22 protein-coding genes are annotated in these 21,266 nt (G+C 68.8%); 15 read left to right on the top strand and 7 right to left on the bottom strand.

The window, feature by feature from the left end:
* Positions 1-36: 36 nt before the first annotated feature.
* Both MRBLWH11_RS13105 and MRBLWH11_RS13110 read right to left on the bottom strand, forming a co-directional pair.
* Positions 37-837 carry a c-type cytochrome gene (locus tag MRBLWH11_RS13105; protein ID WP_116636847.1) on the bottom strand — a complete coding sequence of 267 codons (801 nt, stop codon included), beginning with the start codon at positions 835-837 and terminating at the stop codon, positions 37-39.
* Between the two features lie 20 nt (positions 838-857).
* Positions 858-1,415: a heme-copper oxidase subunit III gene (locus MRBLWH11_RS13110; protein ID WP_341947829.1), complete on the bottom strand. Its 558-nt coding sequence runs from the start codon at positions 1,413-1,415 to the stop codon at positions 858-860.
* Between the two features lie 288 nt (positions 1,416-1,703).
* Here MRBLWH11_RS13110 and trpD point away from each other — a divergent pair, with 288 nt between their 5' ends.
* Both trpD and MRBLWH11_RS13120 read left to right on the top strand, forming a co-directional pair.
* The gene (gene trpD / locus MRBLWH11_RS13115) at positions 1,704-2,774 is read left to right on the top strand and encodes an anthranilate phosphoribosyltransferase (protein WP_116636849.1); all 1,071 of its coding nucleotides are present in this window, start codon (positions 1,704-1,706) and stop codon (positions 2,772-2,774) included.
* Between the two features lies 1 nt (position 2,775).
* Positions 2,776-3,762, top strand: coding sequence for a PHP domain-containing protein (locus MRBLWH11_RS13120; protein ID WP_341945184.1), 987 nt, complete (start codon positions 2,776-2,778; stop codon positions 3,760-3,762).
* A 13-nt stretch (positions 3,763-3,775) separates the two neighbouring features.
* On the opposite strand, the gene MRBLWH11_RS13125 is transcribed toward MRBLWH11_RS13120, so the two are convergent.
* Genes MRBLWH11_RS13125 through MRBLWH11_RS13135 form a run of 3 tightly spaced genes read right to left on the bottom strand, consistent with a single transcriptional unit; the run spans position 3,776 to position 6,086 of the window.
* Positions 3,776-4,720: a 5'-3' exonuclease gene (locus MRBLWH11_RS13125; protein WP_341945185.1), complete on the bottom strand. Its 945-nt coding sequence runs from the start codon at positions 4,718-4,720 to the stop codon at positions 3,776-3,778.
* A gap of 29 nt (positions 4,721-4,749) precedes the next feature.
* A complete protein-coding gene (locus MRBLWH11_RS13130) occupies positions 4,750-5,526 on the bottom strand; it encodes a hypothetical protein (protein WP_341945186.1) in 777 nt (258 codons plus the stop codon).
* A gap of 26 nt (positions 5,527-5,552) precedes the next feature.
* The gene (locus tag MRBLWH11_RS13135; RefSeq protein ID WP_341945187.1) at positions 5,553-6,086 is read right to left on the bottom strand and encodes a hypothetical protein; all 534 of its coding nucleotides are present in this window, start codon (positions 6,084-6,086) and stop codon (positions 5,553-5,555) included.
* A gap of 237 nt (positions 6,087-6,323) precedes the next feature.
* Between MRBLWH11_RS13135 and rpsA the strand changes: the two genes are divergently transcribed.
* The 10 genes from rpsA (at position 6,324) to MRBLWH11_RS13185 (ending at position 17,249) form a co-directional block, all read left to right on the top strand.
* The gene (gene rpsA / locus MRBLWH11_RS13140; protein WP_116636854.1) at positions 6,324-7,778 is read left to right on the top strand and encodes a 30S ribosomal protein S1; all 1,455 of its coding nucleotides are present in this window, start codon (positions 6,324-6,326) and stop codon (positions 7,776-7,778) included.
* Positions 7,779-7,923: 145 nt separating this feature from the next.
* The gene (locus tag MRBLWH11_RS13145; protein ID WP_341945188.1) at positions 7,924-8,775 is read left to right on the top strand and encodes an ABC transporter ATP-binding protein; all 852 of its coding nucleotides are present in this window, start codon (positions 7,924-7,926) and stop codon (positions 8,773-8,775) included.
* Positions 8,772-9,818, top strand: coding sequence for an aliphatic sulfonate ABC transporter substrate-binding protein (locus MRBLWH11_RS13150; RefSeq protein WP_116636855.1), 1,047 nt, complete (start codon positions 8,772-8,774; stop codon positions 9,816-9,818). Before MRBLWH11_RS13145 ends, MRBLWH11_RS13150 begins: the two co-directional genes overlap by 4 nt.
* A 65-nt stretch (positions 9,819-9,883) precedes the next feature.
* Complete coding sequence (locus MRBLWH11_RS13155; RefSeq protein WP_341947830.1) at positions 9,884-10,675, top strand: ABC transporter permease; 792 nt, start codon at positions 9,884-9,886, stop codon at positions 10,673-10,675.
* The gene (gene acs, locus MRBLWH11_RS13160; RefSeq protein ID WP_341945189.1) at positions 10,666-12,684 is read left to right on the top strand and encodes an acetate--CoA ligase; all 2,019 of its coding nucleotides are present in this window, start codon (positions 10,666-10,668) and stop codon (positions 12,682-12,684) included. The genes MRBLWH11_RS13155 and acs overlap by 10 nt, the downstream gene beginning before the upstream one ends.
* 21 nt (positions 12,685-12,705) lie before the next feature.
* Positions 12,706-14,010: an O-acetylhomoserine aminocarboxypropyltransferase/cysteine synthase family protein gene (locus MRBLWH11_RS13165; RefSeq protein WP_341945190.1), complete on the top strand. Its 1,305-nt coding sequence runs from the start codon at positions 12,706-12,708 to the stop codon at positions 14,008-14,010.
* On the top strand, positions 14,007-14,591 hold the full coding sequence (locus MRBLWH11_RS13170; protein WP_341945191.1) for a CoA-binding protein: 585 nt from the start codon (positions 14,007-14,009) through the stop codon (positions 14,589-14,591). The genes MRBLWH11_RS13165 and MRBLWH11_RS13170 overlap by 4 nt, the downstream gene beginning before the upstream one ends.
* A 32-nt stretch (positions 14,592-14,623) precedes the next feature.
* The gene (gene coaE / locus MRBLWH11_RS13175; protein ID WP_341945192.1) at positions 14,624-15,223 is read left to right on the top strand and encodes a dephospho-CoA kinase; all 600 of its coding nucleotides are present in this window, start codon (positions 14,624-14,626) and stop codon (positions 15,221-15,223) included.
* A complete protein-coding gene (locus MRBLWH11_RS13180; protein ID WP_341945193.1) occupies positions 15,220-16,431 on the top strand; it encodes an MFS transporter in 1,212 nt (403 codons plus the stop codon). The genes coaE and MRBLWH11_RS13180 overlap by 4 nt, the downstream gene beginning before the upstream one ends.
* Positions 16,432-16,457: 26 nt before the next feature.
* Positions 16,458-17,249: a GNAT family N-acetyltransferase gene (locus MRBLWH11_RS13185; protein ID WP_341945194.1), complete on the top strand. Its 792-nt coding sequence runs from the start codon at positions 16,458-16,460 to the stop codon at positions 17,247-17,249.
* Here the strand turns inward: MRBLWH11_RS13185 and MRBLWH11_RS13190 are convergent.
* A complete protein-coding gene (locus MRBLWH11_RS13190) occupies positions 17,222-17,842 on the bottom strand; it encodes a DUF4126 domain-containing protein (RefSeq protein WP_341945195.1) in 621 nt (206 codons plus the stop codon). The two genes, MRBLWH11_RS13185 and MRBLWH11_RS13190, sit on opposite strands and share 28 nt — an antisense overlap.
* Before the next feature lie 133 nt (positions 17,843-17,975).
* Here MRBLWH11_RS13190 and MRBLWH11_RS13195 point away from each other — a divergent pair, with 133 nt between their 5' ends.
* The 3 genes from MRBLWH11_RS13195 to MRBLWH11_RS13205 are packed head-to-tail and all read left to right on the top strand — an operon-like array spanning position 17,976 to position 20,978.
* Positions 17,976-18,515, top strand: coding sequence for a hypothetical protein (locus MRBLWH11_RS13195; RefSeq protein WP_116636863.1), 540 nt, complete (start codon positions 17,976-17,978; stop codon positions 18,513-18,515).
* A gap of 37 nt (positions 18,516-18,552) precedes the next feature.
* Positions 18,553-20,625, top strand: a complete 2,073-nt coding sequence (uvrB, locus tag MRBLWH11_RS13200) for an excinuclease ABC subunit UvrB (protein ID WP_341945196.1) — start codon at positions 18,553-18,555, stop codon at positions 20,623-20,625.
* Between the two features lie 14 nt (positions 20,626-20,639).
* Entirely contained in the window at positions 20,640-20,978 is a 339-nt protein-coding gene (locus tag MRBLWH11_RS13205; RefSeq protein WP_341945197.1) for a TfoX/Sxy family protein, read from the top strand.
* A 38-nt stretch (positions 20,979-21,016) separates the two neighbouring features.
* Here the strand turns inward: MRBLWH11_RS13205 and MRBLWH11_RS13210 are convergent, their stop codons facing one another.
* A complete protein-coding gene (locus MRBLWH11_RS13210; RefSeq protein ID WP_341945198.1) occupies positions 21,017-21,259 on the bottom strand; it encodes a hypothetical protein in 243 nt (80 codons plus the stop codon).
* Positions 21,260-21,266 lie beyond the last annotated feature (7 nt).

Raw genomic sequence — 21,266 nt, forward strand, 5'->3', positions numbered from 1 at the left:
GGTGCTCCTCGTACGTTCCTCTTCGATGAATAAGCGTCAGTTGGACTTCGCCGTGATCCACACGGTTACGGCGACGAGCGCGCCGATACCGAAGATCCACACGAAGAGACCCTCGGAGACCGGTCCGAGGTTGCCGAGCGAGAAGCCGCCGACCGGCACGGCCTGCTGCTGGAAGAGCAGCGCCGAGATGATGTCGCGCTTGTCCTCGTCGGACAGGTTCATGTCGCCGAAGACCGGCATGTTCTGCGGTCCGGTGACCATCGCGGCGTACATGTGCAGCGCGCTGGTCTCGGTCAGCGCCGGAGCGTACTTGCCCTCGGTGAGGGCACCGCCGGCAGCCGAGACGTTGTGGCACATCGCGCAGTTCACGCGGAAGAGCTCGGCGCCGTTGGCGACGTCGCCCTTGCCGTCGAGCGTGTGCTCGCTGGGGTAGGTGGGGCCGGGGGCGACCGACTGGATGTACGACGCCATCGCGAGGATCTGGTCCTCGGTGAACTGCGGCTCCTTCTGCGGCGCCTGCGGTCCCTGCATCTGCAGCGGCATGCGGCCGGTGGAGAGCTGGAACTCTGCCGCGAGCTCGCCGACGCCGTAGAGGCTCGGTCCGTTCGCGGTGCCCTGGAGGTCGAGTCCGTGGCAGGTGGCGCAGTTCGCCGTGAACAGCTTCTCGCCGTCCTCGACGGTCAGCTGCGTCGCCGCTGTCGGCGTATCGGTCGCCGCGAACGCGGCTGACGCGCCGGCGTACACGGCGCCGGTGATCATGAGGCCTGCTCCGATGAGCGCGGCCGCCGCCAAAGGGCTGCGACGACCGCCAGAACGGCGCTTCTTCTCTCGTGCCATCTCGGGGATCAGCTCCGCTCTTATTTCAGGAAGTAGATAACGAGGAACAGCACGATCCAGACGACGTCGACGAAGTGCCAGTAGTAGGACACCACGATCGAGGAGGTCGCCTCCTTGTGCCGGAAGTTCTTGACGGCGTACGCACGGCCGATCACGAGCAGGAACGCGACGAGTCCGCCGGTGACGTGCAGGGCGTGGAAGCCGGTCGTCAGGTAGAACGCGGAAGCGTACGAGTCGGCGTTGATCGGCATGCCTTCAGCGACGAGCTGCGCGTACTCCCACACCTGGCCCGAGACGAAAATCGCGCCGAGAGCGAAGGTGAGGAAGAACCACTCGACCATGCCCCAGCCGAACAGTCGACGACGACCGGCGCCGTTCTTCTGTCCCTTGTCGAGCTTGTAGGGCTGCAGGTCCTCGGCCGCGAACACACCCATCTGGCAGGTGAACGAGGAGAGCACGAGGATCGCGGTGTTCACTGCGGCGAAGGGGACGTTCAGCAGGTCGCTGCGCTCGGCCCAGAGCTCGGGGGAGGTGCTGCGGAGAGTGAAGTAGATCGCGAAGAGTCCCGCGAAGAACATCACCTCGCTGCCGAGCCACACAATGGTGCCGACAGCTACCGGGTTGGGCCGCTTGATCGTTCTCGCCGCCGGGGCATACGTCGCTGAGGTCGTCACCCTTCCATTATGGCCGATCCTCGGGGGTGATTCTCGCACCGGAGGGCCTCGTTTTGCCCTCCAGGGACTTAGGGGACCCTAAGAAAACACTGCGAATACCCGGTGAATACGCGGGAAACGGCGGATGCCCACGCGATGGGTGCGCGCCCTGAACCGTCTGCACGTTTTCTCGGCGCCGATAGGATCGCACACATGGCTGATTCCCTGACCTGGTCCGATGTGCTCACCTCTCTGCTGGAGCGCCGCGACCTCACGGTCTGGGAGTCCACGTGGGCGATGCGGCAGATCATGCAGGGGAGTGTGACGGAGGCTCAGCTCGCCGGGTTCCTCATCGCGCTGCGCGCGAAGGGCGAGACGATCGATGAGATCGTCGGCTTCCGCGATGCGATCCTCGAGGCCGCGGTTCCGCTCCCCGTCTCACCGAACGTGCTCGACATCGTCGGCACGGGCGGCGACCGCGTCGGCACCGTGAACGTGTCGACGACGGCAGCGATCGTCATCGGCGCCACGGGAGTCCCCGTCGTCAAGCACGGCAACCGGGCCGCGAGCTCGGCATCCGGTTCCTCCGACGTCCTCGGGGCGCTCGGGCTGGAGCTCTCGCTCGACCCCGCGGCCGTGGCATCCATCCTCGACCGCACCGGCATCACGTTCGCGTGGGCGGGAGCGTTCCACCCCGGCTTCAAGCACGCGGGTCCGGTGCGCGCCGAACTCGGCGTGCCGACCGTGTTCAACATGCTCGGCCCGCTCTGCAACCCCGCGCGCGCCGAGGCGAACGCGGTCGGCGTCGCGCAGATCGAACGCGTCCCCCTGATCACCGGCGTCTTCCGTACCCGTGGCGCGACCGCGCTCGTGTTCCGGGGCGACGACGGGCTCGACGAGCTCACCACCACCGGGCACAGCCGGATCTGGGAGGTCACGCGCGGAGATATCCACGAGCACGACCTCGATCCCCGTGATCTCGGCATCCCGCTGGCCGATCTCGCAGATCTGATCGGCGGGTCGCCGCAGCACAATGCCGAGGTGCTCCGCCGCACGCTCGCGGGCGAGACCGGGGCGGTGCGGGACATCGTCCTGCTCAACGCGGCGGCCGGCATCGTGGCGTTCGAGCTCTCGCAGGACGCGACGCAGGTGCAGCGGCCGATCCTCGAGCGGCTCCGCGAAGGGTACGAGCGGGCGACCGCGGCCGTGGACGATGGCCGCGCCCTGGCGAAGCTCGATCAGTGGATCGGCGTGAGCCGCGAACTGGCCGCCGCCGAGGGCTGACATGGATCCCGTCGACGCACTGCTCGAGATCGCCTCTCTGCTGGAGCGCGAGCGGGCGTCGCGGTATCGGGCCAAGGCGTTCCGCCAGGCGGCGCAGACCCTGCAGGACCTGCCGGACGACGTCCAGGCGGATCCGACCCGGCTCCGAGCAGCTCGCGGTATCGGCGAATCCACCTTCGCTGTCATCCGACAGGCGCAGTCGGGCCAGGTGCCGGACTATCTCGTGGAGCTGCGCGGCGATGTCGAGCCGGAGATCGTCTCCGAGCTGCGCGCGAAGCTGCGAGGAGATCTGCACGCCCACACCGACTGGTCCGACGGCACGACCTCGATCCCGGTGATGGCGGCGGCCGCGCGGGCGCAGGGGCACGAGTATCAGGCGATCACCGATCATTCGCCGCGGTTGCGCGTGGCGCGTGGGCTGTCTGCCGAGCGACTTCGTGAGCAGATGCCGTTGGTGAGAGCGGAGTCCGGAGACGGCTTCACGCTGCTCGCCGGGATCGAGGTCGACATCCTCGAGGACGGTGGGCTGGACCAGGAGGACTCGCTTCTCGCGGAGCTCGACATCGTCGTGGCCTCGGTGCATTCCAAACTGCGCATGGATCGGCGGCCGATGACAGCGCGGATGATCGCGGCGGTGTCGCACCCGAGGGTCAACGTGCTCGGGCACTGCACGGGACGCCTGGTGCAGGGCGACCGGGGGACGCGTCCGCAGTCGGAGTTCGACGCCGCCGCGGTGTTCGCCGCCTGCGCGGAGAACGGTGTCGCGGTGGAGATCAACTCCCGGCCCGAACGGCAGGATCCGCCGGACGAGCTGATCGCGATCGCGCTCGAGGCCGGATGCCTGTTCTCGATCGACTCCGATGCCCACGCGCCGGGGCAGCTGTCGCTTCTCGATCACGGTGCCGAGAGGGCCGAGCGCGCAGGGGTCCCCGCGTCGCGCATCGTCACGACGTGGGGCCTCGAGAGACTGCTGTCCTGGGCCGAGTGACGCGAGCCGGTGATCAGCCGGCCGCGAGGGCCGCGTTCGAGACGGCTGCCACGGCGCGAGTCATCGACCCGCCGAGGTTCCACTTGTCGGCGAGGGCTGTCGCAGCGTCGGCCTCGGCGGGATCCAGCGCGTGCAGCGGGATGCTCGGATCGTTGATGGGCAGTGATCTGGCGACGGCGACGACGGTCGGCGCGACGTCGAGGTAGGCGGTCGAGGCGAGGATCTTCGCCCGCACGCCGGCGCTCATCCCTTCGCCGGCTTCGGCGGCGGCTCGGATGCCTTCGAGGTCGGCATGATTCTGCAGCAGGGTGGCGGCGGTCTTGTCGCCGACGCCGGCGACGCCGGGCAGTCCGTCGGAGGCATCGCCGCGCATCGTGGCGAAGTCCGCGTACTGCGAGGGCAGCACGCCGTACTTCGCCACGACGGTCGCGTCGGTGACGATCTCGAGATTGCTCATGCCCTTCGCCGTATAGATGACCCGCACGTCGCGCGCGTCGTCGACCAGCTGGAAGAGGTCGCGGTCGCCGGTGACGATGTCGACCGGGATGGCGGAGTTCGAGGCGAGTGTTCCGATGACGTCATCGGCTTCGTGTTCTGCGACGCCGATGATGGGGATGCCGATGGCTCCGAGTGTCTCGCGGATGAGCGGGATCTGCGCCTCGAGCGGATCGGGGACCTCTTCGACGTCGGGTCCGGCCGGCACGACCTCGACGACGCGGTGCGCCTTGTAGCTCGGGATCAGGTCGACGCGCCACTGCGGACGCCAGTCGTCGTCCCAGCAGGCGATCACGTGCGTGGGCTCGTACAGGGTGACGAGCTTCGCGACGATGTCGAGCAGACCGCGGGCCGCGTTGATGGGGGAGCCGTCGGGTGCCTTCACCTTGTCGGGGACGCCGTAGAAGGCGCGGAAGTAGAGGCTGGCGGTGTCGAGCAGCATGAGGCGGTCGGCGCGGGGCATGGACTCAGAGTAACGACGACCATCGACGTTCAGCACCCGGGTGCTGCGGGTTGCTCGGCGCAGGTGCGGGCGACGAGGGCGGTGTGCGCCTCGAAGATGCGGATCTGCTGCGTCGGGCCGTCTATGGTGAGCTGGCCCGCGACGGGGAACCATCCGACACCCAGATCGACCTCGGCCGTGTAGCGGACCGTGACACCGGCCTCGTAGGTGCCACGCTCGCGGTAAGTGTGGCTGGTCGCCGTCGGGGTGAACGACGCCTGACCCAGCGCCGCCCAGGTCTGTCCACCGGTGGCTGAGGAGGCGGCGTCGCCGTCGCCGTACCGGAAGTCGAAGCCGACCGGCGTGAAGCGCACGGTCAGCGGGAGCCCGAAGAGCGCGCCGGTCCGCGTGTGGACGGATGCCGCGGCCACGAAGTTCGTCGGCATTCCGGCGACGCCGAGGTTGTCGGGCTCGCCCACCGTCACGACGGGTTCCGGTGCGAACTGTGCGAGATCCGTGAGCGTGATCGCAGGGATCGCGGGCTCCTCAGTGACCTCTTCCGCATCTTCCCGCGCGCGGAAGCAGCGGTTGTAGCTGTCCCAATCGGTGATGCACGAGTCGAGGTTGAACTCCTTGGGTGGGTACCAGGGTCCTCCCTCGGCGTCGTCACCGCACGGGGAGTCGCCGCCGTCGGATCCCGGGGTCTCGCGGGTTCCTTCGATCGTGACCGAGGTTCCGCTGTTGGCGGCGCACCCACCAACCCAAGATACGGCGGCATTGCATTCCCCGGCTTGTGCGATTTCCGCGGTCACAGGAATCGTGGACATGAGAATGAGTGTGACTGCTACTGCTGTCAGCACTCGAACTCCTCGCTGCCGCTGAGCGAGCTGATGCGCAACTCGGCCGCTTCGTCGGTCCGGAAGATGATCGCCATCGGCTGAAGCGACTCGCGTTCGGGGGAAACAACGGATCTACCCTCCGGGTCGAGAACGTCTACCGCGGTTACATCCAGACAGACGCGAGCTCTTATCTCTCCTCGCGCTAGATCTGCTGTGTTTCCTTCGAACGAGTTGTAGGCCGTTGTGCCGGTCACGCGAAGGCTCTCGGCATGGAACTGGCTGAAAGTCTTCCGTGTTGAAGACGCGGCTGACGATTGTAAAAGCGCGTAAACGGGTTCAAAGGTCGTTGGTTCCGCGAAGTCAACTTGGTTGAGGGCGTCTATGTAGGCCCGATACGTCTCCTCCGCCGCGGCGAAGGCCTCCTCCTCCGTCGCGAACGCGGCGGTCGGGGTCGGCCTGGGCGTAGGCGAGGGGGAGCAACCCACGACCAGCGTCGACAGCAGTGCGAGCGCGATGACCGGGGTGAGAACATGGCGGTGGTGATTCACCCGCACACGGTAGCCCGAGGGGGCAGAACGCCGCTCGAGTTTTCCACAGGCCACGGGGGCGAAACCGAATCCCACCGGCATCCGGACTTCTGATAACCTGAGATGTCACTCGTGGCGTGCCTACGCATGCCCTCGTGTCATGCACACCAAAATCCAACCGCTGGGAAGCATGCAGTCGGCCGTGCGCGGCCTTTGCCTCTCAGCCTGAGTCTCCATCCAACAAGGACAACCCACTACATGACTACCGCAACGACCGCCCCGGCCACCAAGCAGGTCGCCATCAACGACATCGGATCTGCTGAGGACTTCCTGGCCGCGGTCGAGAAGACCCTGAAGTTCTTCAACGACGGCGACATCATCGAAGGCACGATCGTCAAGATCGACCGCGATGAGGTTCTGCTCGACGTCGGATACAAGACCGAGGGCGTCATCCCCTCGCGCGAGCTCTCCATCAAGCACGACGTCGACCCCAACGAGGTCGTCAAGGTCGGCGACGAGGTCGAGGCACTCGTTCTCCAGAAGGAGGACAAGGAAGGCCGCCTGATCCTCTCCAAGAAGCGCGCTCAGTACGAGCGTGCCTGGGGAGACGTCGAGAAGATCAAGGAGAACGACGGCGTCGTCACCGGTACGGTCATCGAGGTCGTCAAGGGTGGGCTCATCGTCGACATCGGCCTCCGCGGCTTCCTGCCGGCTTCGCTCATCGAGCTGCGCCGCGTCCGCGACCTCACGCCGTACCTCGGCCAGGAGATCGAGGCCAAGATCCTCGAGCTCGACAAGAACCGCAACAACGTCGTCCTCAGCCGCCGTGCGCTGCTCGAGCAGACGCAGTCGGAGTCGCGCACCACGTTCCTGAACAACCTGCACAAGGGTCAGGTCCGCAAGGGTGTCGTCTCGTCGATCGTCAACTTCGGTGCGTTCGTCGACCTGGGTGGCGTGGACGGCCTCGTGCACGTCTCCGAGCTGTCCTGGAAGCACATCGAGCACGCCTCCGAGGTCGTCGAGGTGGGCCAGGAGGTCACCGTCGAGATCCTCGAGGTCGACCTCGACCGCGAGCGCGTCTCCCTGTCGCTGAAGGCGACGCAGGAGGACCCGTGGCAGGTCTTCGCCCGCACCCACGCGATCGGTCAGGTCACGCCGGGTAAGGTCACCAAGCTCGTTCCGTTCGGTGCGTTCGTGCGCGTCGCAGACGGCATCGAGGGCCTCGTCCACATCTCCGAGCTCTCCAGCAAGCACGTCGAGCTGGCCGAGCAGGTCGTGTCGGTCGGCGAAGAGGTCTTCGTCAAGGTCATCGACATCGACCTCGAGCGCCGCCGCATCTCGCTGTCGCTGAAGCAGGCCAACGAGTCGGTCGACCCCAACGGCACCGAGTTCGACCCGGCCCTGTACGGCATGCTCGCCGAGTACGACGAGAACGGCGAGTACAAGTACCCGGAGGGCTTCGACGCCGAGACCGGTGCGTGGAAGGAAGGCTTCGACACGCAGCGCGAGGCATGGGAGCAGGAGTACGCAGCGGCTCAGGCTCGCTGGGAGGCTCACAAGGCTCAGGTCACCAAGGCGGCCGAGGCCGAGGCAGAGGCCGGCGCCGACTTCGGCGGCCAGGTCTTCTCCAGCGAGGCGACCGGTGCAGGCACCCTCGCCGACGACGAGGCACTCGCGGCTCTCCGCGAGAAGCTGTCGGGCGGCAACGCGTAAGCATCACGCTCTGAGACGGGCCGTCACCTCTCCTTCGGGAGGGCGTGGCGGCCCGTTTCGCATGCCCGGGGCCCGGGATTCCCTGCGTGACGGAACATTACGACGGCATTCGTAACAATCGCCGGGCTCGGCCAGCATGGGGATCATGACTGCCCTCCTGTCTGCGTCGCGCGCTGCCGACGCCCCGCGATCGGCGGGGCTGGCACAGGGCGTGCGGCTCGAGGGCATCGAGCGCGCGTTCCCGCTTCCGCAGGGACGGCGCGAGGTCCTCCGCGGGGTCGACCTCGATGTCGCCCCGGGTGAGATCGTCGCCGTCGTCGGCCCGTCCGGATGCGGCAAGTCGACGCTCCTCCGTCTGGTCGGCGGACTGGACACCCCCACGCGCGGGAGCATCCGCCTCGACGGCACCGGCGTCGCCGACGTCGACGAGCGCACCGCGATCGCCTTCCAGGAGCCGCGCCTGCTGCCGTGGCGCACGCTCGCGCAGAACGTCGAACTCGGTCTTCCCCGCGGCACCGCTCGCCGCCCAGGGCGCGAGCGTGTGCGTGAGCTGCTGCACCTCGTCGGGCTCGAGCACGCGGCCGATCAGCGTCCGCGCGAGGTCTCCGGCGGCATGGCGCAGCGCGCCTCCCTCGCCAGGGCCCTGGCGCGCAACCCCGGTGTGCTCCTCCTCGACGAGCCGTTCGGTGCTCTCGACGCGCTCACCCGTCTGCGCATGCACGACCTCCTGCTGAAGATCCACGCGGCGGAGCCCACCACCATCCTCCTCGTCACGCATGACGTCGAAGAGGCCCTCTACCTCGCCGATCGCGTGCTCCTGCTGCGCACGCTGACCGGAGACACCGGCGATGCCGAGCCGTCGATCGCCCGAACGGTCGCCGTGCCCGGCATCCGCCCCCGAGACCGCGCGGATCGCGGCCTCGCCGACCTGCGCGCCGAGCTCCTCGAAGGACTCGGCGTCGACACCCATCACCGCATCACCGAGGAGACCCGATGAGCACCATCACCCGCCGAATCATCCCCGCGATCGCGATCGCCGGGACGATGATGCTCGTCGCGACCGGCTGCGTCGCCGGTGAGAACGCCACGGCCGATGCTCCCGAGAGCGAGAGCACCGCGGAAGCAGGCGAGTGGTCGGCGGACACGCTGTCCATCGACTTCGCCACCTACAACCCGCTCAGCCTCGTCATCAAGGACCAGGGCATCCTTGAGGAGATCCTCGGCGACGACGTCGCTGTCGAGTGGATCCAGTCCGCCGGCTCCAACAAGGCGAACGAGCTGCTGCGCTCCGGCTCGGTCGATGTCGGTTCCACCGCCGGCTCCGCGGCGCTGCTCGCCCGCGCCAACGGCTCGCCGATCCAGGTGATCGACATCTTCTCGCAGCCCGAGTGGTCGGCCATCGTCGTCGGACCCGACAGCGACATCACCTCCGTCGAAGACCTCAAGGGCAAGTCGGTCGCCGCGACGAAGGGCACCGACCCGTACTTCTTCCTGCTCCAGGCGCTCGAGGAGGGCGGTCTCTCCCTCTCCGACGTCGAGGTGCAGAACCTGCAGCACGCCGACGGCCGCGCCGCGCTCGACGGCGGATCCGTCGCCGCGTGGGCGGGACTCGACCCGATCATGGCCGCAGCCGAGTCGGAGTCGGGCGACAAGCTCATCTACCGCAACGTCGACTTCAACACCTACGGCTTCCTCAACGCCACCGAGGACTTCATCACGAACCACCCCGACCTGGCGCAGGCCGTCGTCGACGCCTACGAGAAGGCACGCGAGTGGGCTCTCGAGAACCCGGAAGAGACCGCGGCGCTGCTCGCCGAGGTCGCCGGCATCGACATCGCCGTCGCGACGACCGTCATCGAGGAGCGCTCGAACCTCGACGTGAGCGGCATCCCCGGTGACGACCAGATCGCGGTGCTCGAGAAGATCGCCCCGGTGCTCGTCGAGTCCGGCGACGTCCAGGGCGGCAAGGACTCCGTCGACAAGGCGCTCTCGTCCATCGTGAACGCGACCTTCGCCGAGAAGGCGGTCGGCGGCGAGTGACCGTGCCCGACCAGCAGGTCAACGTCCCGGCGGATTCGAGAGAGGCTCTCGATCTCGCGAAGGGGGTGCGGCGGCGCCCGGATGCCGGTGCGCGTCGCGCATGGGATCGACCGGTCGTGCGGATTCTCGCGGGGCTCATCCTGCCCGCCGTCATCCTGATCGCCTGGCAGGCCGTCACGTCGGCGGGCCTCATCGAGCCGTACCGCCTTCCCGCACCGGCATCCGTCTTCCTCGCCGGGGTCGAGCTCGCGGAGACCGGTCAGCTCTGGACCCACATCGCGATCTCGGTGCAGCGCGTCGTGCTCGGTTTCGCGATCGGATCCGTGATCGGCCTCGCCGTCGCGGGCCTGGTGGGGCTGTCCCGGGTCGGCGACGTGCTCCTCAGCCCGACGCTCGCCGCCGTGCGTGCCGTGCCCTCCCTCGCCTGGGTGCCGCTGCTGATCCTGTGGATGCAGATCGGTGAGGAGTCGAAGGTCACGCTCATCGCGATCGGCGCGTTCTTCCCGGTGTACACGACGGTCGCGTCGGCGCTGCGCCACGTCGACCCGCACCTCGTCGAAGCAGGACGCTCGTTCAGCCTGCACGGCTGGTCGTTGTTCCGCACCGTGCAGCTGCCCGCCGTGGTGCCCTCGGTCGTCTCCGGGCTGCGTCTCGCTCTCGCCCAGGCGTGGCTGTTCCTCGTCGCGGCGGAGCTCATCGCGTCGTCGATGGGTCTGGGCTTCCTGCTGACCGACTCCCAGAGCACCGGCCGCGTCGACCGCATCCTGCTCTCCATCGTGCTGCTGGCTCTGCTCGGCACCATCACCAACGGCATCCTCGCGCTGCTGGAGAAGTACCTGCTCAGAAGATGGACGTGACTGTGACCGAGGCCCGACTCCAGGAGTCGCGCGTCTTCGCGCCGCCGGCCGGCTTCGCCGATCAGGCGAACATCGGCGCCGAGGCGTACGAGCGCGCGGCATCCGATCCGACCGCCTTCTGGGAGGATGCCGCGCGCCGCCTCGACTGGTTCGAGCCCTGGTACACGGCGCACGAGTGGGAGCCGCCCACCGACGGCGCGATCCCCGTGGCGCGATGGTTCCTCGGCGGCACGCTCAACGTGGCGTACAACTGCGTCGACCGGCACGTGGCCGCCGGCCGCGGTGACAAGGTCGCCCTGCACTTCGAGGGCGAGCCAGGGGATCGTGTGTCGGTCACCTACGCGGATCTGCAGCGTCGGGTGTCCCAGGCGGCGAATGCGCTCGTCGCTCTCGGCATCCGTCCCGGTGATCGCGTGGTGATCTACCTTCCCGTGCTCGTCGAGACCGTGGTGATCACGCTCGCCTGCGCCCGGATCGGCGCCGTGCACTCGCTCGTGTTCGGCGGATTCTCGGCCGAGGCTGTGCGGTTCCGCCTGGAGGACACGGGCGCGAAGCTGCTCGTCACGAGCGACGGACAGTTCCGCAGGGGCACGGCCACCGAGGTCAAGTCCACCGCCGACATCGCCGCCGCCGACCTGCCGGAGCTCGAGCACGTCCTCGTGCTGCGCCGCACCGGCCAGGACGTGCCGTGGACCGAGGACCGCGACGTCTGGTGGCACGATGTCGTCGACACGGCCGCCACCGTGCACGAGGCCCAGCCGTTCGACGCGGAGCATCCGCTCTTCATCATCTACACCTCCGGCACGACCGGGAAGCCCAAGGGACTCGTCCACACCTCCGGCGGGTACCTGACGCACGCGAGCTGGGCGCACTGGGCGCACTTCGACGCGAAGCCCGACGACGTGCACTGGTGCACGGCCGACCTCGCCTGGGTGACCGCACACACGTACGAGATCTACGGTCCGCTCTCGAACGGGCTCACCCAGGTCATCTACGAGGGAACGCCCGACGCCCCGCACCGTGAGCGCCACCTCGAGATCATCGAGCGCTACGGCGTCACGGTGTACTACACCGCGCCGACGCTGATCCGCACGTTCATGACCTGGTTCGGCGCCGACCTGCCGACCGGACACGATCTCTCCACGCTCCGCCTGCTCGGGACCGTCGGCGAGGCCATCAACCCCGAGGCGTGGGTGTGGTTCCGCCGGAACTTCGGTCGCGACGAGCTGCCGATCGTCGACACATGGTGGCAGTCCGAGACAGGAGCGGCGATGATCGCGCCGCTGCCCGGCGTCACGAGCCTCAAGCCCGGGTCGGCCACCGTCTCGCTGCCCGGCATCGATGTCGCCGTCGTCGACGAACAGGGGCGGGAGGTCGCTCCCGGGCGATCGGGCACGCTGGTCGTGCGGCGACCCTGGCCGGGCATGGCGCGCACCGTCTGGGGAGACCCGCAGCGGTACCGCGACGCCTACTGGTCGGCATACGCCGGACATGGCGAGGCCGGCGGCTACTACGTCGCAGGCGACGGAGCCACCCGCGACGTCGACGGGTACATCTGGATCCTCGGGCGCCTCGACGACGTGGTCAACGTCTCCGGACACCGGCTCTCGACCATCGAGATCGAATCCGCCCTCGTCGCTCACGACACCGTCGGCGAGGCAGGCTCCGCCGGCGTGGCCGATCCGGTCACCGGTCAGGCCGTCGTCGCCTTCGTGACGCCGTCGGGTCGAGCCGAGGTGACGCCCGCGGATCTCCGCGCCCAGGTCGCACTCGCCATCGGCCCCGTCGCCAAGCCGAAGCACGTCGTGATCGTTCCCGACCTCCCCAAGACACGTTCGGGCAAGATCATGCGCCGACTGCTGGCACAGTTGTGGGAGGCCGAGCAGGATCGCCGTGCCGGACGCGAACCGCACCCGCTCGGCGACACCACCTCGCTGCAGAACCCCTGGGCCGTCGACGACATCGCCGACGTGCTCGCTGCCGCCGAACTCACACCACGGTCTCACTGACCACTCCGAACGGAGGACAGCATGACGGAAGAACACCGCTTCGGATTCCGAACCAGGGCCCTGCACGCGGGCGGGACCCCCGACGCGTCGACCGGCGCCCGCGCCGTGCCGATCTACCAGACGACCTCGTTCGTCTTCGACGACGCCGCGGATGCCGGGAACCTGTTCGCCCTGCAGAAGTACGGCAACATCTACTCCCGCATCGGCAACCCGACGGTCGCCGCGCTCGAGGAGCGCCTGGCCTCTCTCGAGGGCGGTATCGGCGCCGTGGCCACGGCATCCGGGATGAGCGCCGAGTTCATCACGTTCGCAGCCCTCGTCGGAGCCGGAGACCACGTGGTCGCGGCTGCGCAGCTCTACGGCGGCACGGTGACGCAGCTCGACGTGACGCTCCGGCGCTTCGGCGTCGAGACCACGTTCGTCGCTTCGACCGACCCCGCCGACTACGCCGCCGCGATCCGCCCGGAGACCAAGGTCGTGTACGTGGAGATGATCGGCAACCCCTCGGGCGAGATCGCCGACATCGAGGGGCTGGCCGCCGTCGCGCACGAGGCCGGGGTGCCTCTCGTCGTCGATGCGACGCTGGCGACGCCCTACCTCGCCCGCCCGCTCGAGCACGGTGCCGACATCGTCATCCATTCGGTCACGAAGTTCCTCGGCGGCCACGGCACGACGCTCGGAGGCGTCGTGATCGAGAAGGGCACGTTCGACTGGGGCAACGGCAAGTTCCCGCAGATGACCGAGCCCGTCGAGTCCTACGGCGGCATCAAGTGGTGGGACAACTTCGGCGAGTACGGCTTCCTGACCAAGCTGCGCTCCGAGCAGCTGCGCGACATCGGTCCGGCGCTCAGCCCGCAGTCCGCCTTCAACCTGCTGCAGGGCATCGAGACCCTGCCGCAGCGGATCGACGCGCACCTCGCGAACGCACGGATCGTGGCCGACTGGCTCGCGTCCGATCCGCGGGTCGCCTACGTCACGTGGGCGGGGCTCGACGGGCACCCGCACCGCGAGCGCGCCGCCAAGTACCTCCCGCTCGGGCCGGGCTCGGTCTTCGCGTTCGGCGTCGCGGCCGACGACGGGCGTGCGGCGGGAGAGACGCTGATCGAGAACCTGCAGCTCGCCTCGCACCTCGCGAACATCGGCGATGCGCGGACCCTGGTGATCCATCCCGCATCCACGACCCACCGTCAGCTCACCGACGAGCAGCTCGTAGCCGCGGGCGTGCGATCGGATCTGATCCGTATCTCCGTCGGTCTCGAAGACGCCGACGACATCATCTGGGACCTCGATCAGGCCCTGACCACGGCGACGGGAGCGAACCGATGAGCGCGACGAATCCAGCGACGGCGGACGCCTGCGCCGTCCCGGCTGTGGCGGACGCCGTGGCATGCGCGCTTCCCGGCGTCGCCCCGGCCGTATCGGGACGGACATGGATCGGCCCGAATCAGCAGGAGCGGTTCGCGCTGCTCCGCCGGGCGAAGTCCGTGGCGATCGTCGGCGCATCGAACAACCCGGCGCGCGCGTCGTTCTTCGTCGCGACGTACCTGTTGTCGAGCACCGCCTACGACGTGTACCTGGTGAACCCGCGCGAGACGGAGATCCTCGGCCAGCCCGTGTACGCCTCCCTCGCCGACCTCCCCGTGGTGCCCGACGTCGTCGACGTGTTCCGTCGCCACGACGATCTCCCCGGTGTCGCGCAGGAGGCGATCGACGTCGGTGCCAAGGCGCTCTGGCTGCAGCTCGGCTCGTGGAACGAGGAGGCCGCGGCCCTTGCAGAAGAGGCAGGGCTCTCGGTCGTCATGGATCGCTGCATCAAGATCGAGCATGCGCGATTCCACGGCGGACTCCACCTGGCCGGCTTCGACACCGGGGTGATCAGCTCCCGTCGCCAGCTCCTGTCGCGGTGAGACCGGAAGCCTCCGAACTCTAGACTGGCCGCATGCCCCTCATCGCACTCACCGGCGGTATCGCGTCCGGGAAGTCGACCATCGCGCGACGCCTGGCGGAGCGCGGAGCGATCATCGTCGACGCCGATCAGATCGTGCGCGACGTGCAGTCGCCCGGTTCGCCCGTGCTGGCGCGGATCGCGGAGACCTTCGGCGCCGAGGTCGTCGCATCCGACGGCGCCCTCGACCGGGCGGCGCTCGGCGGCAAGGTGTTCGGTGACGCCGAGCTGCTGACGCAGCTGAACGCCATCGTCCATCCGGCCGTGCGGGCGGAGTCGCAGCGCCGGTTCGAGGAGGCCTTCGCCGCCGATCCCCGGGCCGTCGTCGTGTACGACGTTCCCCTTCTCGTCGAGGCCAGGGTCGACGACCCCTGGGACATGATCGTCGTCGCGCACGCCCCGGCATCCGTGCGCCTGCGTCGTCTTGTCGAGCTGCGGGGAATGGACGAGACGGCCGCGCAGGAGCGGATCGCCGCGCAGGTGTCCGACGAGAAGCGCCTGGCGATCGCCGACGTCGTGATCGACACGGCCGGCGACATCGCGGAGACGCACGCGCAGACCGACGCCCTCTGGGAGCGGATCCGCGGGCAGTGACCTTCTCCGGCCACGCGCCAGGTTCCCGCGAGTACCGGCGCCTGATCATCGGTCTGTTCTTCGCCGGGATCGCGACCTTCGCGCAGCTGTACTCCGCGCAGGCCGTTCTGCCGCAGATCTCCGCGGACCTCGCGGTCAGCCCGGCGACGGCGGCGCTCAGCGTGTCGGCCGCGACGCTCGGGCTGGCCCTCGCCGTCATCCCGTGGTCGACGGTCGCCGATCGCATCGGTCGGGTGCCGGCCATGGCGACGGGCGTGCTCACCGCTACCCTGTTCGGCCTCGTCGCCCCGCTGAGCGGTGACATCGTCACGCTCCTCGCCCTGCGGTTCGCGGAGGGAGTCGCGCTGGGGGCGGTCCCGGCCGTCGCCCTCGCCTACCTCAGCGAGGAGGTCGAGGGGCGCCACGCCGCCACGGCCGCAGGGAGCTACATCGCCGGCACCACGGTGGGCGGACTGCTCGGACGCATCGTCTCCGGGATCGTGGGAGAGTTCGGCGGGTGGCAGGCCGGGGTCCTGAGCGTCGCGGTGCTCTGCGCGGCGGCCGCCGTGCTGTTCCTCTGGCTCACGCCGCGCGCGAGGGGCTTCGTGCCCGGCCGTCTGCGAGCGGTCCGTGGGCCCGGCATCGTGGAACGTCTGCGCGCGCCGCTGCGCTCCGCGCTGCAGTGGGCGCTCTACGCGCAGGGCTTCCTGCTGATGGGCGCCTTCGTGGCGGTCTACAACTACCTGGGGTTCCACCTCTCCGCACCGCCGTTCGACCTTCCGTCGTGGCTGGTGACCCTGCTCTTCCTCGCCTATCTCGCCGGCACCGTGTCGTCGCCGTGGGCGGGCGCCCTCGCCTCCCGCGTCGGGCGCTTCCCGGTGCTCCTCGGCTCGATCGGCATCATGGCCACCGGAGCGGGTCTGCTGCTCGTCCCCGCCGCCGCCGTCGTGCTCGTAGGCCTGCTCCTGTTCACGGCTGGCTTCTTCGGCGCGCACGCCGTCGCCTCGGGGTGGACGCCGGTCGCCGCAGACCCGGCGAGCAGAGCGCAGGCCTCGTCCCTCTACTACTTCGCGTACTACGCGGGCTCCAGTCTCTTCGGCTGGCTGCTCGGCCTCGTCTTCGGCGCGGCGAGCTGGAGCTGGTTCGTGGCGGCCGTCGTGGCGATGTGCGCGGCCGCCGCCCTCGCCGCCTGGTCGGCCCTGCGCGGGGTGCCGACCGGTCGAGGATGAGCTTCCCGCTCTGAGAGGATCGTCACATGCGGCAGGAGTATCTCGAGGCCTACGACAGTCAGCTGCGCACCGCCGCGGAGATCGCGAACGCCGTGGAGGTGACGGAGCACGGTCCGCTGCGTCTCGCGACGATGCCGGGCGGTCAGGGCTTCATCACGTACGCAGATCTCGGGGGAGCGGATGCCGACGGCATCGCCGCTCTCGTCGACGCAGCCGCCGAGCATTTCCGCGGGCTCGGCGGCATCTCCTCGGTGGAGTGGAAGACCCGTGGTCACGACCGTGCCCCTGGGCTGCACGACAGCCTCGTCCGCCGCGGCTTCGTGCCGGAGGAGCCGGAATCGATCATGATCGGCGAGGCCCGGCTGCTCGCGCAGACGATCGAGATCCCCGCGGGTGTGGACATCCGGCGCGCGCGGACCGATGCGGAGGTGCTCGCCGCCGGCGAGATGCAGGGCGAGGTGTTCGCCGACGCGGAGTGGCGCTCGCGCGCAGAAGCACTCGTCGCACGTCTGCGCGCGGATGACGCCGTCGAACTGTGGATCGCGGTGGCGGAGGGCGCCGTGGTGAGCGCCGGCCGGTTGGAGCCCGTCGCGCGCACGGACTTCGCCGGGCTCTGGGGCGGGGCCACCCGGCCGGAGTGGCGTGGTCGCGGCATCTACCGGGCGCTCACCGCCGAGCGCGCGCGGTCCGCCCTGAGCCGTGGCCTGCGCTACCTGCAGTCCGATTCGACCGAGTTCTCCCGTCCGATCCTCGAGCGATCAGGGCTCATCAAGGTCTCGACGACGACGCCCTACGTCTGGACGCCGCCCTCGCGCTGACGGGCGCCTCTCTCCCTGCGTCGTCGCGCCGTGCGGCGCAGCACCACGATCGCCGTCACGACGAGCCCGATGAGCAGGATGCCTGCCACGACCGGCACGATGATCGCGGCGGCTGCGAGGGCGAAAGACGTGCCGTCCTCGACCGTGCTCAGCACGGGGGCGGCGAGACCTCCGGTCGTGGCGTTCGCGGCGAGGCGCGCCGTCGCCTTGAGCACGTGCACGGCGAGAGCGATCACGATCCCCGCCGCGACGGGCACCCAGGTGTTGTCCGCGAAGAACGACGCCGGATCGTCGACGGCGATCGTCTGCGCGCCGGCACCCGCCCCGAAAGCGATGCCGCCGGCCGCCGGTCGGATGATGCTCTGCACGACGTCGTTGATCGAATCGAGAGCCGGGATCTTGTCGGCCACGATCTCGAGCACGAGGAGCGCTCCGATCACCCAGAGCGCCACGTCGCCGGACAGCCACGACCAGCCCGCGGGGAGGGCCATCGCGGGGAGCAGCCGATCCGCGAGCCCGAGCAGGAACAGCGGCATCCACGCGTTCAGCCCCGCAGCGGCGGCGAGGCTGGAGCCGATGATGAACTCGATCACGCGCCCCACTCTACGGCCGGGGCGCCGCGCTCCCATCGAGCTCGGAGAGTCGCGCTGATATTCTGATATGAGGCGTGGGGACGCCCAGGGGAGCGTCTGCTGGGGACGATTTTTCTGCGCCGGAAAGCAGAACATGACTGACGACAAGCCGGGGATCTCTCGTCGCACGATGGTCAAGGGCGCAGCGTGGTCGCTGCCCGTGATCGCGGTCGCCACCGCGGTGCCGCTCGCGGCGGCGAGCACGGGCGGCACGATCAACAGCGAGGCGAACTACTACTGGGATGCCGAGGCGCAGGGCGACTTCACGACGCTGGTCGCGGCCCAGGACGGCCTGCGGGCGACCTTCAGCACCCAGATCAGCTATCGCGCCGACCCCTGGGTGAACCCGCCGGCGGATGCATCGCTCGTCGTCGTGGTGGTCTTCGACTCGCCGGTCACCATCGACGCCGGTTCATCGATCGGCGGCTGGAGCGCCACGCCGGGTCTCGGCAGCACGGCGAGCTCGTTCACGTTCGTCTCCACACCTTCCGGGTTCGGCAGGGCGCTCACGTTCAACGTGGTCGGATCCGCGCCAGGACCGCTCACATCGACGGCGACGATGAGCCTCCTCAACGGCGGGACGACGACCTGGGCGCAGGAATCCTCTGCGGAGACGGCCACCCTCAACGCCTGACGGCCTCGATGTCGGAGGGGCGGCATACGCTGGAGACATGCAAACCACGCGCAGCGTCCGCCCCTTCGAGGTCATCAGCGAGTACGCGCCCGCCGGTGACCAGCCGCAGGCCATCGCCGAGCTCGCTGGACGCATCAACGCGGGCGAGACCGACGTCGTGCTGCTGGGCGCCACCGGTACCGGAAAATCCGCGACGACGGCGTGGCTGGTCGAGCAGGTGCAGCGCCCCACGCTGGTGCTCGCGCACAACAAGACCCTCGCGGCACAGCTCGCGAACGAGTTCCGCGAGCTCATGCCGAACAATGCGGTCGAGTACTTCGTCTCGTACTACGACTACTACCAGCCTGAGGCCTACGTTCCCCAGACAGACACCTTCATCGAGAAGGACTCGTCGATCAACGCCGAGGTCGAGCGGCTGCGGCACTCCACGACGAATTCGCTGCTCAGCCGGCGCGACGTCGTCGTGGTGTCGACCGTCTCGTGCATCTACGGTCTCGGTGCGCCGGAGGAGTATCTGCGCGCCATGGTCGCTCTGCAGGTGGGGGAGCGGTACGACCGCGACGCCCTCATCCGCCAGTTCATCGCTATGCAGTACAACCGCAACGACGTCGACTTCTCGCGCGGCAACTTCCGCGTGCGCGGCGACACGATCGAGATCATCCCGGTCTACGAGGAGCACGCGATCCGCATCGAGCTGTTCGGCGACGAGATCGAGGGGCTGTACTCGCTGCATCCGCTGACCGGCGAGGTCATCGAGAAGCTCGACTCGGTGCCGATCTTCCCGGCATCGCACTATGTCGCCGGCACCGACGTCATCCAGCGCTCGATCGGCACCATCGAGCACGAGCTCGAAGAGCGGCTGGCCGAGTTCGAGCGCCAGGGCAAGCTGCTCGAGGCGCAGCGTCTGCGCATGCGCACGACGTTCGACCTCGAGATGCTGCAGCAGCTCGGCTTCTGCTCGGGCATCGAGAACTACTCGCGGCACATGGACGGGCGCATGCCCGGCGAGCCGCCGCACACGCTGCTCGACTTCTTCCCCGACGACTTCCTCCTGGTCATCGACGAGTCGCACGTGACCGTGCCGCAGATCGGCGCGATGTACGAAGGAGACGCGTCGCGCAAGCGCACTCTCGTGGACCACGGGTTCCGTCTGCCGAGCGCGATGGACAACCGGCCGCTGCGGTGGGACGAGTTCAAGAACCGCATCGGTCAGACCGTCTATCTGTCGGCCACCCCCGGCAAGTACGAGATGGGCATCGCCGACGGCATCGTGGAGCAGATCATCCGTCCGACGGGTCTGGTCGACCCGCACATCGTCGTGAAGCCGTCGAAGGGCCAGATCGACGATCTGCTCGAGGAGATCCGCCTGCGGGTCGAGCGTGACGAGCGCGTTCTCGTCACGACCCTCACCAAGAAGATGTCGGAAGAGCTCACCGACTTCCTCGGCGAGCACGGCGTCCGCGTGCGCTACCTGCACTCCGACGTCGACACGCTCCGACGGGTCGAACTGCTCAGCGAGCTGCGGGCGGGCGTCTACGACGTGCTGGTCGGCATCAACCTGCTGCGAGAAGGGCTCGACCTCCCCGAGGTCTCACTCGTCGCGATCCTCGACGCCGACAAGGAGGGCTTCCTGCGATCGGGAACCTCGTTGATCCAGACGATCGGCCGTGCCGCCCGAAACGTCTCCGGTGAGGTCCACATGTACGCCGACAAGATCACCGACTCGATGGCCAAGGCGATCGAGGAGACCGATCGCCGTCGCGAGAAGCAGGTCGCCTACAACCTCGAACACGGCATCGACCCGACACCGCTGCGCAAGCGCATCGCCGACATCACCGAGGTGCTGGCGCGCGAGGGCGCCGACACAGCCGACATGCTCTCCGGCCGCGGACGTCAGTCCGGGAAGGGCAAGTCGCCGACACCGAACCTCCGACGCACCGGCATCGCCGCCGAGGGCGCTCAGCAGCTCGAGGCGACGATTCAGGACCTGTCGAACCAGATGCTGGCCGCCGCTGCAGAGCTCAAGTTCGAGCTCGCCGGGCGCTTGCGTGACGAGGTGCAGGACCTCAAGAAGGAGCTCCGCGCCATGGAGCGCGCCGGGCACGCGTGAGCGGTGGCTGACCGGTGGATGCCGCAGGGGAAGAGCTCGCCGACCGCGTGAGAGCGCTGCTCCACGTCGGCGGCGACGTCGAGGAGAAGCGGATGTTCGGCACCCGGGCCTTCCTGCTCGACGGTCGCATCCTCGTGGGAGCGCGGAAGAACGGCGTCCTTCTGGTGCGGGTGGACGAGGAGAGCGGAGCAGCGCTCGTCACACAGTCCGGCGTCGCCGTCGCCGTGATGGGCGCGAAGACGATGGGGAACGGCTGGCTCGATGTGTCACCGGGTGTGCTGGGCGACGACGACGCCCTCATGTTCTGGCTCGACGCCGCTCGCGAGGCGAACGAGACCTCACGACGGGAGTGATCAGAGCTCCGCGCCGCGAGTCGAGGCGACGCGTGGGTCTAGGGGCAGTGCACCAGGGTCTTCGGACCGCTGCGGTCGATCTCGTGCTCGGTCATCGGCGCGCCGCACAAGGGGCAGGCGCGCTCGGCGCGCTCCGCGGCACTGGGCGGAGGAGTCTTCTCGTACGGGCCGACCGAGGCGGGTCCGGCGAACCGGATCAGGTTGCTGTTCACCCAGGCGTAGAGCCCACCGGCTTCGCGGATGCGGGTGCGAAGGGGAGCGCGGTCCGGGTCGTGTGCCATGTTCATT

This window comes from Microbacterium sp. LWH11-1.2 (genome assembly GCF_038397745.1).
Classification (GTDB): Bacteria; Actinomycetota; Actinomycetes; order Actinomycetales; family Microbacteriaceae; genus Microbacterium.

Bases quoted from the DNA above. Each gene is read 5' to 3' on its own strand.
- MRBLWH11_RS13120 (WP_341945184.1), top strand. From the start codon at position 2,776: ATGGATCCCGTCGACGCACTGCTCGAGATCGCCTCTCTGCTGGAGCGC.
- MRBLWH11_RS13145 (WP_341945188.1), top strand. From the start codon at position 7,924: ATGACTGCCCTCCTGTCTGCGTCGCGCGCTGCCGACGCCCCGCGATCG.
- MRBLWH11_RS13110 (WP_341947829.1), bottom strand. From the start codon at position 1,415: ATGTTCTTCGCGGGACTCTTCGCGATCTACTTCACTCTCCGCAGCACC.
- MRBLWH11_RS13125 (WP_341945185.1), bottom strand. From the start codon at position 4,720: ATGCCCCGCGCCGACCGCCTCATGCTGCTCGACACCGCCAGCCTCTAC.
- MRBLWH11_RS13105 (WP_116636847.1), bottom strand. From the start codon at position 837: ATGGCACGAGAGAAGAAGCGCCGTTCTGGCGGTCGTCGCAGCCCTTTG.
- MRBLWH11_RS13195 (WP_116636863.1), top strand. From the start codon at position 17,976: ATGACTGACGACAAGCCGGGGATCTCTCGTCGCACGATGGTCAAGGGC.
- MRBLWH11_RS13165 (WP_341945190.1), top strand. From the start codon at position 12,706: ATGACGGAAGAACACCGCTTCGGATTCCGAACCAGGGCCCTGCACGCG.
- MRBLWH11_RS13210 (WP_341945198.1), bottom strand. From the start codon at position 21,259: ATGGCACACGACCCGGACCGCGCTCCCCTTCGCACCCGCATCCGCGAA.
- MRBLWH11_RS13130 (WP_341945186.1), bottom strand. From the start codon at position 5,526: ATGTCCACGATTCCTGTGACCGCGGAAATCGCACAAGCCGGGGAATGC.
- MRBLWH11_RS13150 (WP_116636855.1), top strand. From the start codon at position 8,772: ATGAGCACCATCACCCGCCGAATCATCCCCGCGATCGCGATCGCCGGG.
- acs (WP_341945189.1), top strand. From the start codon at position 10,666: ATGGACGTGACTGTGACCGAGGCCCGACTCCAGGAGTCGCGCGTCTTC.
- trpD (WP_116636849.1), top strand. From the start codon at position 1,704: ATGGCTGATTCCCTGACCTGGTCCGATGTGCTCACCTCTCTGCTGGAG.
- coaE (WP_341945192.1), top strand. From the start codon at position 14,624: ATGCCCCTCATCGCACTCACCGGCGGTATCGCGTCCGGGAAGTCGACC.
- uvrB (WP_341945196.1), top strand. From the start codon at position 18,553: ATGCAAACCACGCGCAGCGTCCGCCCCTTCGAGGTCATCAGCGAGTAC.
- rpsA (WP_116636854.1), top strand. From the start codon at position 6,324: ATGACTACCGCAACGACCGCCCCGGCCACCAAGCAGGTCGCCATCAAC.
- MRBLWH11_RS13185 (WP_341945194.1), top strand. From the start codon at position 16,458: ATGCGGCAGGAGTATCTCGAGGCCTACGACAGTCAGCTGCGCACCGCC.
- MRBLWH11_RS13170 (WP_341945191.1), top strand. From the start codon at position 14,007: ATGAGCGCGACGAATCCAGCGACGGCGGACGCCTGCGCCGTCCCGGCT.